The sequence below is a fragment of the Mesorhizobium sp. WSM4815 genome (assembly GCF_055811575.1).
In genome coordinates this window covers 40,439-57,308 of sequence record NZ_JBVVQS010000070.1, presented here as the reverse complement: position 1 = coordinate 57,308, position 16,870 = coordinate 40,439, and the positions used below count along the sequence as shown (strand labels likewise).

Below are 16,870 nucleotides of genomic sequence, written 5' to 3'. Positions count from 1 at the left end.
TTCGGCATAAACTTTTTCGGCGGTGCCTGCTTCAAACTTTGTGGTGACAATAGCATTGTCGGTGATCTGCGGGCGCATAGAGTATATTACAATTATTCGAAGGATCTGTTGCAACCCGCCGTTACCCAGTGAAGTGCACCCCTCGGGTGAGACAGAGATCAGTAACAGTTCTCCGTCTCTGAGATTGCCGCAGGGGCTTCCCGCCGCAACCGCATCAGGCCGGCTTCATATTCATCCGGCGATTGATAATCAATCGCGGAATGTAGGCGCTGCTTGTTATACACGGCGTCGATGAATTCGCCGATCCTGTTCCTTGCATCGCCGATGTCGCGATAGGCTCGGCCGTCGGCTTCCTCCTCCTTCAGCGTTCGCATGAAGCGCTCGGCCTTGGCATTGTCGTAGGGATTGCCCACCCGGCTCAGTGCTCGGCTGGATGTCGTGTGCCGCAAGTCGTGCGGCGTACTCGGCGCAGGCATACTGGGCGGATTCAAGCGATCGTCGCAACACCGATTGTGTTCACTCATGGCAGCAACTCGTCAAGCGCTTCTGCCGGCGTTTCCAACGCAGGGTCTTTCTCGGCCGGCCCGCTGCCACGGCGGCGATCTCGCCGGCGCTGTGAATGCTCAGGTCGGTGCCTTTCGGGAAGTACTGACGCAGCATCCCATTGGTGTTCTCGTTGTTGCCGCGCTGCCATGGGCTTTGCGGATCGCAGAAGTAGACCTGGACACCCGCATCGATTGTGAGACGATCGTGCTGGGCCATTTCGGCTCCCTGATCCCAGGTCAGCGAACGGCGTAGCTCTTCGGGCAAGGTGATGATGGTGCGCGTAATCGCGTCACGCACGGCCTCAGCTCCATGTCCCGCGAGCGCAGGTCCGTTCTTCGTGCGCGGAGCTTTGCCATGCCCCACCAGCCGGGGAAGGTGCAGTAGCATCGTGAAGCGCGTCGTGCGCTCGACCAACGTGCCGATCGCCGAGCTGCCAAGACCGAGGATGAGGTCTCCCGCCCAATGTCCCGGCACCGCTCGATCAGCCGCTTCGGCGGGACGCTGACTGATCATGATCTCCGGTGAGACAAAGCCCTTGCCTCGCCTACGTACGCGCGCCCTGGCGACCCGTAATACACGTCCTGTTCGCAAGCAGGCCGTCAGCTCGCGGCGCAGCACTCCGCGGCCCTGAACGAAGAGGGCCTGATAGATGGCTTCGTGGCTGATGCGCATCGTCTTGTCGTCCGGGAAGTCGATCGGCAAGCGTCGGGCAATCTGCTCCGGGCTCCAGGCCCTGGCCCATCGCCGATCCTTTCGCGGGCCATGCCGGCGGCCCTTCCACGGAACGGTGGGATCATGAAAAGAGCGCCGCTCGGGGCCACGACAACGCCAGCAAGTCTCTCCTCCACATAAGTGCGCAAGGTTGCGTTGAACACAAGCTTGGGAGGCTTGGGCCGACGGGCCGATCGATCCGCATGCCACTGAGCAGTCGTCGCCCGATACTCCAACCCGCCGCTGCGGGTGGCCGCGTTGCGCCGCAGTTCACGGGAAATTGTCGAGGCGGACCGACCGATCCGGCGCCCAATCTCCTGCATGGAATGGCCCTGTACCCTGAGAAGTGCGATCTCTTCGCGCTCCACCAATGACAGGTACCGCCCAGAGAGCGGCTTCGCCGAGGATTTGAACATCGCTGGTGGCATACCGCTCGCCTTTCGGAACCATCTGGTTCCTACAGGCTGCGACACTCCGGCTTCGAGCGCAGCATCTTCGCTGCTCAGCCCCGCGGCGATCGCCCGCCAGAATCTAATCTGTTCATCGCGCCCCACCACAGGCGGCCGTCCTAATGAAGGTAATGGCGCTCGTCCAGACCGGGCCGATCGCCGCTTTCGAATGCTCATCGCAACCCCCAACTTCAGAGTGTTGCGACGACCCCTTGAATCCGCCCTGCACACTGCGATCGCTGTGATGGATGATGGATCCCGGCGCCGGCCTGCGCACCGCAATCGCTTGGTCGAGCGTCTCGATCGCCACTTCAGCCCTGAGATGGATCCCCAGGGCCCAACCGATGACTTTGCGGCTGAACGCATCGAGCACGACAGCCAGATAGGCGAATTCCTCGGCGAGGTGGACATAGGTGATGTCGGCGACCCAGAGTTGGTCGATGTCCGCCAGTTCGAGGCCTCTTGCCAGATTGGGCACGATCCGCCAGCCATGCCTGGAATTCGTCGTCATCGGCACGAAAGCGGCCCGGCGCAGGCAAAGCAAGTTGTCCTCCCGCATCAGGCGCAGCACGCGCTTGTGGTTCACATGCCAGGCTTCCCGGCCCAGCAGCACGGCAATCCGGCGATAGCCGTAGTGTGGGTTCGCCAGCGCCAGACGTTGAATGGCATCGCGCAAGCCTGCTTCCTCGCGGCGTGGCGACGAGGCCTGCCAGTACCGGTAATAGCCTGACCGGCTCACGCCAGCCAGCCCGCACATCCGCTCAACCGCGATCATCTGACAGCTTCCGAGGAGGTTAGGAGCCCAAACTGAATCTGTGCGGGAGGAGATCGACGAACAAATGGCTTAGCCGCTGTCTCTGCCTCCGGCTGGGGGTGATACGAATTCCACGGACGTTGTTCGTTCCAGCAACAAAACCGGCTTTGGCGACCAGGCGGAGGTGTCGCACCACAAGCTCGCGACGCAGCCCAGAAACGGCCCCTTCCCGCCCAGCCAGCGCCAGCGGCCGAGTGGCCGCGCTCGCCGCCATTCCACTAGGCGCTCGGCAGGAAAACCAGCATCTCAGGGTGCAGTAACTGGCAGCGGCGGTCTGCTCCGCAACGCGCGCACGCTCGTCATTTCGTCGGTCATGAGTGGTCCTCCGGATTCGCATTGGCTGCTTAGCAACCAAACCCTTATCGAAGCGGATGACCGGTGTGCTGTCGAATTTCTCTATGCCAGCAGTATTCCGTGGAAGACGTTGCTGTTGGGAATCCGACACAATGAGGCGCAAGCATTCCGCGGTTGCGGCGCAAAACACTGTTTTGCCCGTCTTGCTCGCCCATCTTCCTCGGTGGCACGCCAATTGCATGGCCGCGGTGGAGGACCCTTGCGGCCACAGCGGTGTCGCGTTCTCCGACCGAGGAGGTCTACATGAAACTTGCTCGAACAATCCAAATCAACGCAAGAGACCATTTCCTGAGGCCGATCCCGGCAATCGCAACTTTGCCGCGTCCGTCCAGGATCCCGCTGTCGTTTCCCCAGCAACGGCTTTGGGCCTTGTCGTGTCTGGAAGGTGACAGTGAGGTCAGGCACATACAAACAGGGGTTCGGCTTCGCGGCGAGCTGGACGAGGCAGCCATGCAATCAGCCTTGGACGGGTTGATGGCGCGTCATGAGGTGCTCCGCACCACTTTCGGGAAAGAGGACGGCGAGCCGTTTCAGCAGATCGGGCCGGCGGACGTCGGCCTGCCGCTGAAGCTGGATGATCTGACGGCGGCAGCGGACGTACAGGCGGCCCTCTCGGAGCTGGTGCGCCACGAAGGGCAGGCGGAATTTCATATGGAAGCGGGGCCGCTGATCCGCACACGACTGGCGCGCTTGGCAGAGGACGATCATATGCTGCTGATCACCATGCACCACATGGTCTCAGACGACCGATCGCGGGAGATTCTGATACGCGAGCTCGGCGAGCTCTACGCCGCAGCCCACGAGGGCCGCGCGGATCGACTGACGCCATTGCCCGTGCAGTATGCCGACTACGCGATTTGGCAGCGACGTTGGCTGACGGGCGAGGTCTTGGAGCGGCAGTCAGAATACTGGCTCCGAATGCTGGATGGCGCTCCATTGGAGCTGGAGCTGCCGACAGACCGGCCTCGTCCGGCGCAGCAGGAATACAGCGGCAGTTACGTCGAGTTCGTGTTGCACGAGACACTGAGTGCACAGCTGAAGGTGCTGAGCCGGCGTCATGGGGCGACACTGTTCGTGACCCTGCTGACCGGATGGGCGTTGGTACTGGCGCGGCTGACAGGTCAGAACGATCTGGTGATTGGCACACCGTTTAACAACCGGGCTCGCTCGGGACTCGAGGGGCTGATCGGCTGCTTCGCTCACACCTTGCCGCTGCGGATCGATTTGTCGGGGAATCCAACGCTGGAGACACTGTTGAGCCGGGTCAATGCCGCCACGTTTGGCGCACAGAGCCATCAGGAATTGCCGTTTGACCGGACGGTAGAATTCATCGGCCCAACGCTAAACTCGGACCAAGGCCCGATTTTCCAGGTTATACTCACATGGCGAAACAATGCTCCGGAGGCTGTGGAACTGCCAGGGCTCGAAATTGACTACGCCGATGTTGGTGATCGTGTCGCACCATATGATCTTGCGCTCAATCTTTCCGCGGTCGGTAAAACGGTTTGCGGGAGGCTGATCTATCCGATTTCGCTTTTTGAACGGCGCACAGTGGAACGGTTTGTGAGCTATTTGCAGCAGGCACTGAGCCAGATCGCGGACGACCCCGGGCAGCGAGTCTGGTCTGCACCGCTTCCGTTGGCGGAGCAACGTCGATTTCCGGTTGAGTCCAATTCGAGGGAAGCTGCCTCCCTCCAAGACCGCTGGGTTCACGAGCTGATTGAGGCCCAGACGGATCCGGATCCGGAAGCGAGCGGGGTCATCTACAAGGGCCTGAGTCTGAGCGATCGTGAGTTGTCCGCGCGGACAACCTCCGCGGCGCCCCTCACTTACCCGCCCGAAGCACCACCCGCCAACTCGGACCCGCGGCCCGACACCGCGGTCATGAATTTCATCGAGGGGACGCGCGTCGTTACCGAGGGTGAACTGCAAGCCAATAGCATCATGCGTTATCATGTCACAAACTTTTATCGTGAGCAGATCACCAGCAGCGGTTATTATGAACAGCTCAAGTACATTGTGCAGCCCTCATTCGAAGAGTTCGAGAGTCCAGGCAACCTGGATACGAGCGGCGAGCAAGATAACACGGTCCTTCCCGGCTTTCAGCACAAGTATGCCCAAACCGGGTTGTTGCTGTTGACGAACCGTTGCGCTTCGTATTGCCGTTATTGCCTGCGAAAACGCATGGTAGGCAAAGATTCCGATGAAGTAGCCGTGGATTTCGCGGAAATTGCGCGATATATTCGCATCCATCCCGAGATTACGAACGTGCTGCTAACAGGGGGCGACCCGTTCGTCCTGAGTACGGCCAAGCTCGACAAAATTCTTGATCATCTGCTGCCAATCCCGCATCTCGATTCGATTCGAATCGGCACAAAAATACTGGCTTATCAGCCCAAGCGTTTCGAGGATCCGGGCTTGCCGGGCTTCTTTCAACGGATCCATCAAGCGGGCAAGGCCGCTGTGATCGTAACACACTTCGATCACATCGGTGAGATCTCCGTCGATGCGGAGCGGAACATTTGCTCCCTGCGCGCACTGGGGGTGCAGTTCCTGAACCAAACCGTGCTTCTTGCGAACGTCAACGATGATGCCGAGATATTGGCTGCCACTTTCGCCAAGTGTCACAGAATGGGTGTGGGTCCTTATTATCTCTTTCAGGCTAGACCGGTGAAAGGCGCATCGCACTTTCAGGTTTCGCTGTCTCGCGGAATAGAGATTACGCGCGGAATTAACCAGCGTCTCGGGGGCATTCAAAAGACATTCAGATACATCATGTCCCATCACACAGGAAAGATCGAGATCCTCGACCTCGCAGCCGATGGTCGCGTGTACATGCGGTATCATCAAAACAAGAGTCCCGAAAAGATCGGAAAGGTCTTTTCTCGGCCGCACCTTGAGGGGGCCTGCTGGTTAGACGATATGCCCGAAGCATGAGGTCCGAAGCCGCGCAAGAGATATGGCGTGCTCAACGTCGGCTTAGAAATTGGCCCGCCTTAGGCTGGGGGGGTCTTCGACAGTTCTCTTGGCGTACGATCGCTACAGATCCGCAGAAGGAGTGACCCCACGGTAACGCCGACAGTCACGGAAGTTCCCACGCGGCAACAGTTCCTCGAAAGAAGGAGCCGCAAAATTCAGTCGCTGAGCGTAGCCCTCGGCTGGTCACCAAGGAGTTCTAGAATGTTTTCCATCGGTATCGATTCGCATATCGCCCGCTTAAAAAAGATAAATCCGGTGGCCTTCAGCGCCATCGAACCCCGAATAGCCAGAGAATCATTCGACTGTCTTGCCAATCCGTCGCGCAATGAGTTCACCTCGGACGGGCGTGGGTCGGATTATCTCGATAGCATCCAACTGTCGCCGCTCGCACGATCGGAGGGTGTGATGGATCTCTTGGGCAGGATGCATCCCAACGGTCGCGACGGACTTTGTTCATCACTGATCATCTGCGATCTTCTCGCCGGTGACGGATACGTTAACAAGGTAGCGCACCGGCTTTTGGGTGCGGCGCGCTGCCCGAGTTTCATCAACTCTGACCTCTCTCAGTTCATGGTAGACCGTTGCATCCGCGACGGGATGTTTGCGATATGGCAAAGCGCGACCGATCCGTTCTGGATCAAGGACGGATCAGTGGATGGTGTGCTTATGGCTTACGGCACGCACCACATCCCGCGCTCTCAGCGCGCCACCGCTGTTCGCGCGGCTGCGCGAATTCTCCGGCCGGGTGGGGTCTTTGTTCTTCATGACTTCGAAGAGGGCTCGCCTACTGCACGCTGGTTCGCTGACGTGGTGTCAACTCATTCCGTCACTCCACATGACTATCCTCATTTTACCGCGGGCGAGGTACTCGATCTGTTCGCGGCTGCCCAGTTCGATGAGGTAACCGTGCAGCGTATCAACGACCCATTCGTCTTCCACAGCGGGGACGAAGAGAGCGCTCTCCAATTATTGGCCGAATACGTCGTGAAGATGTACGGCCTGGAGAGCCTCCGGAGCGACACGCAGCGCGTGCTCGCGCTTCTTGATGAGTATTTCGGGCTCATCGTGTCACAAACCTCTCACGGTGAGTTCGAAGCACGCATAATACGCAATGCCTTGGTCGGGAGCGGGCGACGCCTGTGAAACACATTGCCGCTGTGGCTGGGGCTTGCTTCCTCGGCGTGTCTTAGCGGTCTGCCTGCGCCTAGTAAACCGGACCCGGCGCTGCCTCGAAGGCTTAATCGCGGGCAAGACGGGGCCGGCTCTTCTTGCATCAAGGGGCCTGGGAGTTTCAACGCTTCAACGATCCAGCCGCCGCGTACAGCTTGTGCGCGGTGACTGCTTGCGGCGTAATACCGTATGTCCGCCTCTGCCGGTGAGGTGGCCCGCCCTGCACTGCGCCTCCGAGGGTTGCTCGGGCGGTCCGAGCCGATCCTCATCACAGGAGGGCGAGCCCTGGCAGACTATAGGAAGCATTTGCCGGAATTTATGTCGCGGAGCTGAGGAACGCCATCGCGATTGCGGACGCTGGCCGGGAGCGCATGGACCTGTAGGGATCTGCCAAGGGTCGCCGCGAAGAAGCCCTACTGTCTGGAGGAGGCATTGCCAAAGGTGCGGGAGATCGCCTGGAAGGCACAGACCCCCTGACCGCCCGCTATCGAATGTTGAGTGGACGGGGCAAGAGGACAACAGTGGTCTGGACCGCGATCGCCTGCGAACTGGTCGGCTTCATATGGGCCGTTGACCGGGGAGGCGCAAGCAACCTGATCGCGTCGCCGCCGCGACACACATCATTCGCGCATTGGCGGAGGTACCGCTTTGGCCATACCGTCATCGGCCGGTTCTGCTGCTCCTCGCTTTCAACGAGGTCAGGGCATTGCCGTTCCGAAATAGCGCGTGTGAGCGACGTCCAGAATGCGATTGACCAGCCTTGAGAAGCTGTATCCAGCGGTGATCGCCGCCGAGGCGTAAGCACTTCCCGTATCGAACCCCGGCATAGTGTTGATCTCCAGGACAAGCGGCTGGCCGGAGCGGTCGATCCGGAAGTCGATGCGAGCGTAATCCCGGCATTGGCAGGCTTGGAAAGCCGCAACCGAAATATCCCGCAGCACCGTCGCAAGGCTGCTTTCGATCTGAGCCGGGCAAACCTTCGGCGGCGGCGCGGCTGCCATGTGCTTTGCTTCCCAAGTCACAATGCGGGTTTCGCGATCGCCGAAGTCCTGCTCCACCAGAGGCAGGATTTCGGGGTCTTCGTTTCCCAGCAGCGCGACGCAGATCTCTCTCCCTTCGATATACTCTTCCACGAGCGCATCCTGGGCATATTGCGTGACGATCACTTCTACAGCCTGCCTTAACTGAGCGGGTTCATGTACAAGTTGCACTCCGCAGCTGTCGGATTCGTGGCGCGGCTTCACGACCAATGGGAATTGGATGAGCTGCTTTGTGATAACCTTGTCGAGCGCCAGCCCATGCCCGAGCGGGCCCGATCCGGTGTACGGACGCCGGCCATCTCGAGCTTGGCTGGGACGTGGGTGAGACGGCACTCGCCCTGAATTCCGTATGCCATGTTGAAAACGATTCCCGAGGGGCGGCCTTGGGACTCAGGTGGCATGAATCGCTGGAGCGTCACGAGAAGTCCCTTATCGCCTTCGCACAGCAGCGTCTCGTGCCCGCCCTCTTGCAGTGCCGCCGCCACGCTTTTGCTCGTCTCACAGCCGAACTTGCCGGGGCAAGGCTGACCAAACCGGTCGATCACGCCGGTATTATCATCGTTCCGCACGATAGCTATCCGCACGAGCTGCTCCTTGGATGTTTGTCCCGGTGTCAGACCTCCTCCGTCGGAGACTGCGACACCGTTATCGTTACATTAGATCCGTTCACAGTGTGCGACGCAATCCGCGTGCCACCGCGGAGATTGTGCGAGCGAGAGGAGCAAGACCATATGTTTCGTGCCGCGCTACGGAACACTTGCACCTCTTCGTGTCGGGTTCCGAACACCGGCGGCTTCAACAGGATGCGCGGACGTACGGTAATGCGGACATTGAATGGCGGTTGGCCGGCGCTTTATCCTTCTTCGTCCCTGGATGGTGGGATGATCCCGTGGCCGACGAAATATTTCGCACAGGGTGTCATGCGCCAATGGTGTCGAGCCAACTGGAGCGGCCGCGCTGCGAACGCCCGCTCAAATCGCGCGTGGGCCGCCGGGCGGTCGGATCACGGCGCAGGTTCAGTCCACCTGTCGCCGCCACATCCCCCAGCAAGCAAACTCCCGCCGGCGGCGCCGTAATCACTTACCCTGCCGATAATCTCCCGCCCGCCAATTCCGCGCATCACTCGCCGTTGCCGCAGGCCCGGAGATGACGCGAGTTTACCCCTAGGAACACCGGGGGCGGGGACGTCCGCCACCGCCGGACTCTTGAGCGCGAAAGCCGAATGGCTGAGCGACTCGACCCCGCCGGCACCAATTGTCAGCTTTGTCGAGCCCGTGACATGGCAGCGTTCGACTTACGTGTTCATCGACCTTTGGTAAGCCATTGAATAATTTTGCAGGAACACATTTCTTACGCTCCTTCTGGTCAGTTGGCACGGCTTTTGATGCTTGCTTGCAGCTAGGCCAGCAGGAGCTGCCGGCGGCGGTGGCTTTGCGGAGCACCTGGCTAGAGGAAGCTTAATAGACGAGAGGACCCCTTCCCGGTGAATGGCGAAACTAAGGCGTTCCACGCGGAGCGGCGGGAGAACCGGTTGGCATGCTCCCAGCCGTATGACGCGCGCGAACGGCGGGAAGTATATGGCATGACCAGGTTCGCCGGCAAGGTTGCCTTGGTAACCGGCGCCAGCAGCGGCATCGGGGCGGCAATCGCCGACAGACTTGCCAGCGAGGGCGCTAGGGTCTTTGCGGTCCAGCTCGAGGAGTCTGCTCATATAGAAACGATAGTCGCAGACCTTTGCGACCCCGATATTCCGGCCGTGATCATTGACAGTGTCGTTCAACGGGGCGGCCGCTTGGACATCCTCGTCAACAACGCTGGGCGAATGGTTGAAGCGAGCGTGGATGAGACGGGGCTGGACGAGTGGCGACGCACAATGGCGCTCAACCTTGATGCTCCTTTCCTGCTAATCCGTCACGCCATGCCTCATCTTTGCAGAAGCGGCGGTACCATCGTCAATATCGGCTCAATAGAGGCGTTGGCGTCGAACCCCCGGCACGCGGCGTATTCTGCCTCCAAGGCGGGGCTGCATGGCTTGACGCGTGCCGTCGCGGTCGATGGCGGGCCAGAGGGGGTGCGTTGCAACGGGGTTGCTCCTGGCTGGATCGATACGGACCTCAATCTCAATTTCGTCGCCAGTATGCCCGAGTGGGCACGCGGACGGCTGGGTGCCATTCATCCCTTGGGTAGAACCGGGCGTGCCGAGGAAGTCGCGGCTATGGTCGCATGGATTGCCTCCGACGAGGCTGCATTCGTCACGGGCCAGATTTTTGTCGTCGATGGGGGCCGCACTGCCAAGCTAAGTCTTCCCTAGAGGCAAGTTATTTTCCGCTAAACAGGTCTTAAACTCATTTAACAAAACCTTTGCGACGTCATGTTGGCCAAAATGGTAACTTCGCAGTAAAATCAGAGCTCAGGCGCGGCCGAGAATTTATGTCTCTTCAAGCTCGCATCGTCGCACTACATCCAACGGAAAATCACGCCATGGGAAAAAGAGCGCTCGTCATGGTTGAAGGGAATTCGTATAGTGGTCCGCTATTCGTCCAAGCAGCTCGTCGTCTGGGTCTTCATCCAATTACCTTGTCAGCGGATCCAGCTCAGTACGCTTATGTTGCCGCGGGAGACTGCAAGGCAATCCGTTGCCAGACAGACGATCTCGATTCACTGATCCGAGAATGTTCCCGCCTCGGGGCGACTTACGACATCGCGGGCATTACGGGCGCCTTGGACGCTTTCTACGCGACAGTTGGCAAGCTCTGCCGGCATTTCGATCTGCCGGGACCGAACCCCGCATCCATTGAGCGATGCTGCGACAAATTCCTTCAACGTCAGCTGCTCGCGGAGGCCGGCGTTCCAATACCTGCTTATCGCCTTGCAGTGAATGCCGCGGAGGTGGAAAGCGCTGCCGCGGAGATTGGCCTGCCCTTAGTTATCAAGCCGGCCATGGGCGCAGGCAGCAGCGGTGTCCGATTGTGCCGCGACGCCGATGAGGTGGCCGAACATACGGCCTCTCTGTTGGGCGGAAATCACATATGGCAATGTTCGCCCAAGATATTGGTCGAAGAGTTTGCACAGGGCTCCCATTATACGGCTCACACAATGGGAAATGCGATTGTTGGGTTTTCCGTCGATGACTTCGGTCCCCCGCCGCATTTCGTCTTTCGCGAGACAATGTTTCCAGCGCAGCTTACAGATGACGAGCATGCGCGTATCACGGGTATTTCGCTGGGCTGTTTGCGAGCTCTCGGCCTTGGCTGGGGGCCTACGAACATTCAATTCCGTTGGACCAAGCGTGGTCCAGTCGTCATTGAGGTCAATCCGCGTCTCGCTGGCGCGCCCGATCCTCAGCTGGTTCAGCTGGCTTACGGGGTCGATCTCGTTACCGAGCATATTAAGCTCGTCATCGGCGACGAATGGGATTTGCGCAAAAGCCGTTCGCAGACTGCGGCCGCGCGATTCCTAATTCCTGAACGTGATGGCATCCTCGATTGGATAGAGGGCGGCAGTCGGGCGGCTGCTTTGCCGGGCGTCGTCGAGGTCAAACTGTATGCTAAACCCAAGATGCCGATCGTCAGGAAGGGCGACTACCGGGACTGTATCGGACGTGTCATCGCAGCTTCATCCAGTCGTGCAGAGACAGAGGCAATACTTCAGCGTGCCGCCGACTCAATCGACTGGTCAATCAAACCATTTTGAGCGCCCACGTACCAAACTGCAAAGTTGCGGATTCCCGGAATTGACTACGATCGGGAGAGAGACAGGATTACCGGTGACAAGGCTCACGCGTGATCGCGGCCTACCTTTGTATCAGTGAATAACTTACTTCGCCGAGAGGAAGATCCAGCGCACGCCAGGCGATCAATCCGTCCACAGAATCGCAGCGTCACCAATCAACTTAGGATGAAGGTGCGGATCGGCCGGTGCATGGCGTCGCCGAGCACGCTCCCGATCCGGCGATGGTGCGCTCGCGATGGAGTTCGTAGTGGCGCCTGTCGAAGACATCAAAGTCGCTGCCCTGCCCTACCGACCTTTGATCCGTCACCTGACCAGCGGTCACCGATACCGATGATGCGCACACCTCCGGCGAAGCCTCCGCCGAATGGACACGTATCGAACTCACTTATTGGAAGGGTGCCGTCAAAGTCCATGGGAGCGACCAGTAATCCGCCCTCGCTAATTCAGATGAGCGGGCGAAATAACATCAATCGCGGGCTTACTTTTTCGCCTACTTTCGATGCAGGCAGTCATGCTAAACCTTCCTAGGCGGAAGCTGGTCCCCAAAGCCTCTTAGGGTCCGTGGCTAAAGGCCTCCCGACGTCGAGTCGCAGTTGTGCATGCTGATCATGCGCTTGTCGTATGCTTCTGCAACTGGTGCTCGCTATCTATTCAACAAGAGCCGAACGTTTCATCGGATAGAGCATAGGAGCATAACTTTGGAAGAACGCAACCATCAGGATGGCTATAAACTCCTTCAGCGAGCTGATTTTGATTCCGTCGGGTCAACAGCCACTAGCGTTGCGGACGGCTTCACAATGATAACAGTTGGGGACCTTATCGTGTCACGGGCCTTGACTAAATTGGATGATCCTGGGTTCAGCGCTGTTGTCAAGATACTGAGGGATGCGGACGTCACATTCGGCAATCTTGAGACGAATATCTTTGACATTCGTTCATTCGAAGGGTCGCCTCAGGCTGAGCACGGTGGTGCATATCATGTTAGCCTGCCAGAGCTCGGTCCCGACCTAAAGAAAATGGGCTTCGACATGCTGAGCTACGCCAATAATCACACATTTGATTGGGGCGTGGAAGGTATGCGCGAGACATGCCGAATACTCGACGAGAATGAAATCATCTACTCGGGAGTAGGCGAGACTTTGGCGCAAGCGGGATCTGCGCGCTTTTTTGACACTCCACGTGGTCGCACCGCGCTACTCTCTTTTTCTTCAACATTCCTGGCTATGTCCCGTGCCGGTGCCCCGGCTGGTGAAGCACCCGGCAGACCGGGGGTCAACGCTCTGCGTTTGTCCCGAAAGATTGTGCTTCCTCGAGAGATGCTTGAGAGCGTAAGGCGAATTCGCGATGCACTTCCCGGCTTCAAGTTCATGCCTGATAATGCAGACGAAGTTACTGTTGCTGAGATAACCTATAAATTAGGTGCTCAGGCTGGTTATAGCTACGAACCCAATGCGCGAGATGTCGCAGAAATCCTGAGAAATGTCCGGAGAGGCAAGCAGTTTTCTGACTTCTGCCTTGTCACGAACCACGGGCATGAACCGGGCAATTGGAGTCAGGATCCGCCTGACTACGAACGAGCGTTCGCGCACAAGGTAATAGACGCTGGGGCCGACGCGTACGTGGTACATGGGCCACACCAGCTAAGGGGCATTGAGATCTATAAGGGACGTCCAATTCTTTACAGCCTGGGTAACTTCATAATCGACGACCTCCGCACGCCTGTAGGAGCGGATATGTTTGAAGAACGAGGAATGGATCCGCGGATTCATACCGATGCCGAAGTATCGGTCCACGAGATGGCAGAAGGATATCACGACGATGTCGCATTCACAGACCCTGTCTTCTATGAAAGCGTGATTGCGATCAGCAAATTCGAGCAGAACCACCTTGCTGAACTGTTCCTCTATCCAGTTGAACTTGGTTATTCTCAAAGATTTGCGAACCGAGGTATTCCCCGGCTTGCCGCCGAAGGACAAGCGAAAGCCATATTGGAGCGTCTGCAGAAGCTATCAGAGCCGTTCGGGACCAAAATCGTCATCAGGAACAATATCGGGATAATCGAGATGGGCTCTGCCTTGCCATCACGCGGCTTAAACGCGCCATAACATTCGCTCGATAAAATCTGGAGTTGCGGCACGCTCGGGCGCCATGTTGCAGATGGCTGGGCGTCGGGGAGACGGGGGACCAGTCAGCTAGACGCTCGAACACGCCGCGATCAAACATCTTCTAGGTGGCCACCACTCCCGCGACTATGTCATGTTCGAACCCCACTCAGTAGATTGTCACTACCGCGACAATGGCGTAATCGACCAATGGATTAAGTCGACCGCTCGCTGAAGGATCGTCTCGGCCTCAGCAGGACAGGACCCAACTGCGATTACGTGTCCAATACAGTCCCGGGCATCACCTTTCCTAGTTATCCGCGTCGGCAACTTCGAATACAATTTGACGTCGGCGACCCCTGGCACAGCGGCCGCCCGAATGTGCCCACCGATCCAGTCGAGGATGCCATCGCGATCGGGGACCAGGATCCGCGCGGCCGCAGTCCGCGAATGGCTTTTCCGCAAATCCAATCGCTCGCCGATCACAAGCTTAATGTGCTCCCTAATGAGATCTATCCCGTAGGCCGCATGGACCATTTGAGGATCGGGGGCGCCAGCGATACGCGGATTGACTTCTATGACAACCGGGCCACGGTGGGTCCAGCGGAGTTCAATGTTTGTCGGCCCCCAGCCAAGGTCGAGGGCTCGCAAACTCTTCAGGGAAACATCGGCGATACGTTTTTGCTGATCGTCGTTCAGCAGGGCCGGCATGGTGAATTGACGATAAACAAATTGTGGTAGAGGGCCATATTCTGCCGCGACAATCCCGACAATCTGATCTCCCATCATCTCGACCGTGTATTGGGGGCCTTCTACAAACTCTTCAACCAGGATTCTCGGGGAAGACCGCCATATGTGCTTGCCTCCGAAGAAATGACTCGTGTGTTCGGCCAACTCCTTGAAGTCGCGGCACAACCGGACACCGATGCTGCCGTTGCTCGCGGCTGGCTTAACAATTACCGGCAGGCCGATTTCGGCAGCATTTCGTTCGACCTCTCTCGCATCATGTGCCAAACGAAAAGCAGGTATTGGGACGCTGCCATCGGCAAGGCACTGACGTTGAGTGAATTTGTCGCAGCATCGTTCAATAGCTGCGGGGTTCGGCCCTGATAGATGGAAGTAGCGGCAGAGCCTGCTAACTGTGACATAGACCGACTCGTCGTCGCCCACCAAGCCGGTAATGCCAGCAATATCATAATTTGCACGCAGACGGGAAATTTCGTGGATGACCGCGTCCAGATTGTCTGTATCGACCCGGATGGACGTAATACCTTCTACAAGATAGTCATACTGAGTCGGGGCCGTGGACAGCGTAATTGGATGAACACCCAGACGCTCGGCAGCTTCGACGAACAGCTGACCCATGCCCCTGTGGCCTTCAACAATGATGAGCGCTCTTTTTGCCATTTAGTCCCTCTTGTGCGCTGGTCCGAGCAAGACGGTCGTCATCCGTGACAGCATGCGAGGTCTTGGACCTGAACTGACCGTAACATCGTCAGCGACTCTCCGTTGCAAAGAGTTTGTGAATGGTTTTTGAAGACCCTGTCTCAAAACTTGGGAAAACCTGCGGCTGCGGCCTAAGGAACTCCCCCGCCCCGCGTTGATGGTGGAACGACATGTTCGAGCGTGATCGCGCGCTCCGTACCTGCTCTTTCAGCGGCCGTCGAGGAGGCAAGGTGATCCAGCATGGCGGCCATGTGCCTTCCGGAATTGCCCATTATTCCGGTTAATCCGAGATCTAGGAGATGCCGATTCCGAAATATCGCGTGTGAGCGACTTCGAGGAGGCGATTGATCAAGCTCGAGTAGCTCCGTCCGGCGGCCCTCGCGGCCATAGCATAGGCGCTGCGCTCGCCGATCGACGGCATAGCGTTGATTTCTAGGACAAAGGGCTGGCCGGAGCGATCGACCCGGAGGTCGACGCGCGCATAGTCCCGGCACTGGCAAGCACGGAACGTCTCAACCGAAATATCCTGCAGCTCCCTCGCTAGCCTGCTCCCGATTTGCGCCGGGCAAATCGTCGTGAGCCCCGCGACCGTCGTGTACTTCGCTTCCCAAGTCATTATACGCGTTTCATGGTCGCCGAAGTCATGCTCCACCAAGGGCAAAACCTCGGGTTCTCCGTTCCCGAGCAGCGCGACATGGATTTCTCGCCCTTCGACGTATTCTTCCACGAGCGCATCCTGCGCATATCGCGTGACGATACCTTCCACAGCCTGCTTCAGCTGAGCGGGGTTGTGTACGAGCTGCAAGCCGAAGCTGTTGTCTTCGTGACGCGGCTTCACAATCATTGGGAATCGCAGGTCGCCGGTACTCTCGGTGCCGCGGCGCATAACGCAATAGTTCGGCGTCGCCAAGCCCCTACTGCGGATGAGCGTCTTGCTGATGACCTTGTCGTCCATGAGTCCATGCCCGAGTGGGCTCGATCCGGTGTATGGAACGCCGGCCATCTCGAGCATAGCCGGAACGTGAGTAAAGCGATATTCCCCCTGAATTCCCTCTGCCAAGTTGAAGACCAATCCGGAAGGGCGGCCGTCCGGATCGGGAGGAATGAACCCTTCGAGCGTAGCAAACAGTCCTTTGTCGCCTTCGCAAAGCAGCGTCTCGTGACCGCCCTCTTGCAGTGCCGCCAACACGCTTTCGGCTGTTCCTGCCGGCGGCCAGGGCTGCGGGGCCTGCGGATACGGTTGACCGAACTGGTTGATCACGCCCGTAGAGTCAATGTTCCTCACAATGGCTACCCGCATGAGCTACTCCTTTGGTATTTGCCTGCCGTCACGATCATGCGCTCGGACTTAGTTCCTTGTGCGGAACAGCCCGTCTGGTCCCAACGTGCTTACACGGAGTCATGCAAAGGGTGTGCCACTGACGAGTTGTGCGAACCAAGGTTGAATCCATTTGTTTACGCCCGCGCCGGCGGAATACTCACCCCTCGGATATCCGGTTTCGCACATAGACGTCTTCAATCGGACAC

At 58.4% G+C, this 16,870-nt stretch carries 9 protein-coding genes and 4 pseudogenes; 7 read left to right on the top strand and 6 right to left on the bottom strand.

Annotation, left to right across the window (positions count from 1 at the left end; all coding sequences use genetic code 11):
• Positions 1–158 precede the first annotated feature (158 nt).
• The 3 genes and pseudogenes from AC0L2B_RS02475 to AC0L2B_RS02465 all read right to left on the bottom strand — a co-directional run bounded on the left by AC0L2B_RS02475 (position 159) and on the right by AC0L2B_RS02465 (position 2,481).
• Positions 159–524 carry an integrase core domain-containing protein gene (locus tag AC0L2B_RS02475; RefSeq protein WP_473744031.1) on the bottom strand — a complete coding sequence of 122 codons (366 nt, stop codon included), beginning with the start codon at positions 522–524 and terminating at the stop codon, positions 159–161.
• Positions 521–1,883, bottom strand: a pseudogene (locus AC0L2B_RS02470) (IS30 family transposase). Before AC0L2B_RS02470 ends, AC0L2B_RS02475 begins: the two are co-directional and overlap by 4 nt.
• On the bottom strand, positions 1,798–2,481 hold the full coding sequence (locus AC0L2B_RS02465; RefSeq protein WP_473744029.1) for an IS3 family transposase: 684 nt from the start codon (positions 2,479–2,481) through the stop codon (positions 1,798–1,800). The pseudogene AC0L2B_RS02470 and the gene AC0L2B_RS02465 overlap by 86 nt, the downstream one beginning before the upstream one ends.
• A 636-nt stretch (positions 2,482–3,117) precedes the next feature.
• On the opposite strand from AC0L2B_RS02465, the pseudogene AC0L2B_RS02460 reads away from it, so the two are divergent.
• The 4 genes and pseudogenes from AC0L2B_RS02460 to AC0L2B_RS02445 all read left to right on the top strand — a co-directional run.
• A pseudogene (locus AC0L2B_RS02460) lies at positions 3,118–4,497 on the top strand (condensation domain-containing protein); the annotation flags it as partial.
• 261 nt (positions 4,498–4,758) lie between these two features.
• Positions 4,759–5,811 (top strand): KamA family radical SAM protein, encoded by a 1,053-nt coding sequence (locus AC0L2B_RS02455; protein WP_473744041.1) that lies wholly within the window; start codon positions 4,759–4,761, stop codon positions 5,809–5,811.
• A gap of 243 nt (positions 5,812–6,054) precedes the next feature.
• The gene (locus AC0L2B_RS02450) at positions 6,055–6,996 is read left to right on the top strand and encodes a methyltransferase domain-containing protein (RefSeq protein WP_473744027.1); all 942 of its coding nucleotides are present in this window, start codon (positions 6,055–6,057) and stop codon (positions 6,994–6,996) included.
• A gap of 384 nt (positions 6,997–7,380) precedes the next feature.
• Positions 7,381–7,601, top strand: a pseudogene (locus AC0L2B_RS02445) (IS110 family transposase); the annotation flags it as partial.
• A gap of 120 nt (positions 7,602–7,721) precedes the next feature.
• Here AC0L2B_RS02445 and AC0L2B_RS02440 read toward each other — a convergent pair.
• Positions 7,722–8,647 (bottom strand): annotated as a pseudogene (locus tag AC0L2B_RS02440) (D-alanine--D-alanine ligase family protein).
• A 998-nt stretch (positions 8,648–9,645) separates the two neighbouring features.
• Here AC0L2B_RS02440 and AC0L2B_RS02435 point away from each other — a divergent pair.
• From AC0L2B_RS02435 to AC0L2B_RS02425, 3 genes are all read left to right on the top strand, one after another.
• Entirely contained in the window at positions 9,646–10,374 is a 729-nt protein-coding gene (locus AC0L2B_RS02435; protein ID WP_473744026.1) for an SDR family NAD(P)-dependent oxidoreductase, read from the top strand.
• Between the two features lie 170 nt (positions 10,375–10,544).
• Positions 10,545–11,756 carry an ATP-grasp domain-containing protein gene (locus AC0L2B_RS02430; protein WP_473744025.1) on the top strand — a complete coding sequence of 404 codons (1,212 nt, stop codon included), beginning with the start codon at positions 10,545–10,547 and terminating at the stop codon, positions 11,754–11,756.
• A gap of 737 nt (positions 11,757–12,493) precedes the next feature.
• Positions 12,494–13,900 (top strand): CapA family protein, encoded by a 1,407-nt coding sequence (locus AC0L2B_RS02425; protein ID WP_473744024.1) that lies wholly within the window; start codon positions 12,494–12,496, stop codon positions 13,898–13,900.
• A gap of 180 nt (positions 13,901–14,080) precedes the next feature.
• On the opposite strand, the gene AC0L2B_RS02420 is transcribed toward AC0L2B_RS02425, so the two are convergent.
• Positions 14,081–15,304 carry an ATP-grasp domain-containing protein gene (locus AC0L2B_RS02420; protein WP_473744023.1) on the bottom strand — a complete coding sequence of 408 codons (1,224 nt, stop codon included), beginning with the start codon at positions 15,302–15,304 and terminating at the stop codon, positions 14,081–14,083.
• A 331-nt stretch (positions 15,305–15,635) separates the two neighbouring features.
• Positions 15,636–16,643 carry a D-alanine--D-alanine ligase family protein gene (locus AC0L2B_RS02415; protein WP_473744021.1) on the bottom strand — a complete coding sequence of 336 codons (1,008 nt, stop codon included), beginning with the start codon at positions 16,641–16,643 and terminating at the stop codon, positions 15,636–15,638.
• Between the last annotated feature and the right edge of the window lie 227 nt (positions 16,644–16,870).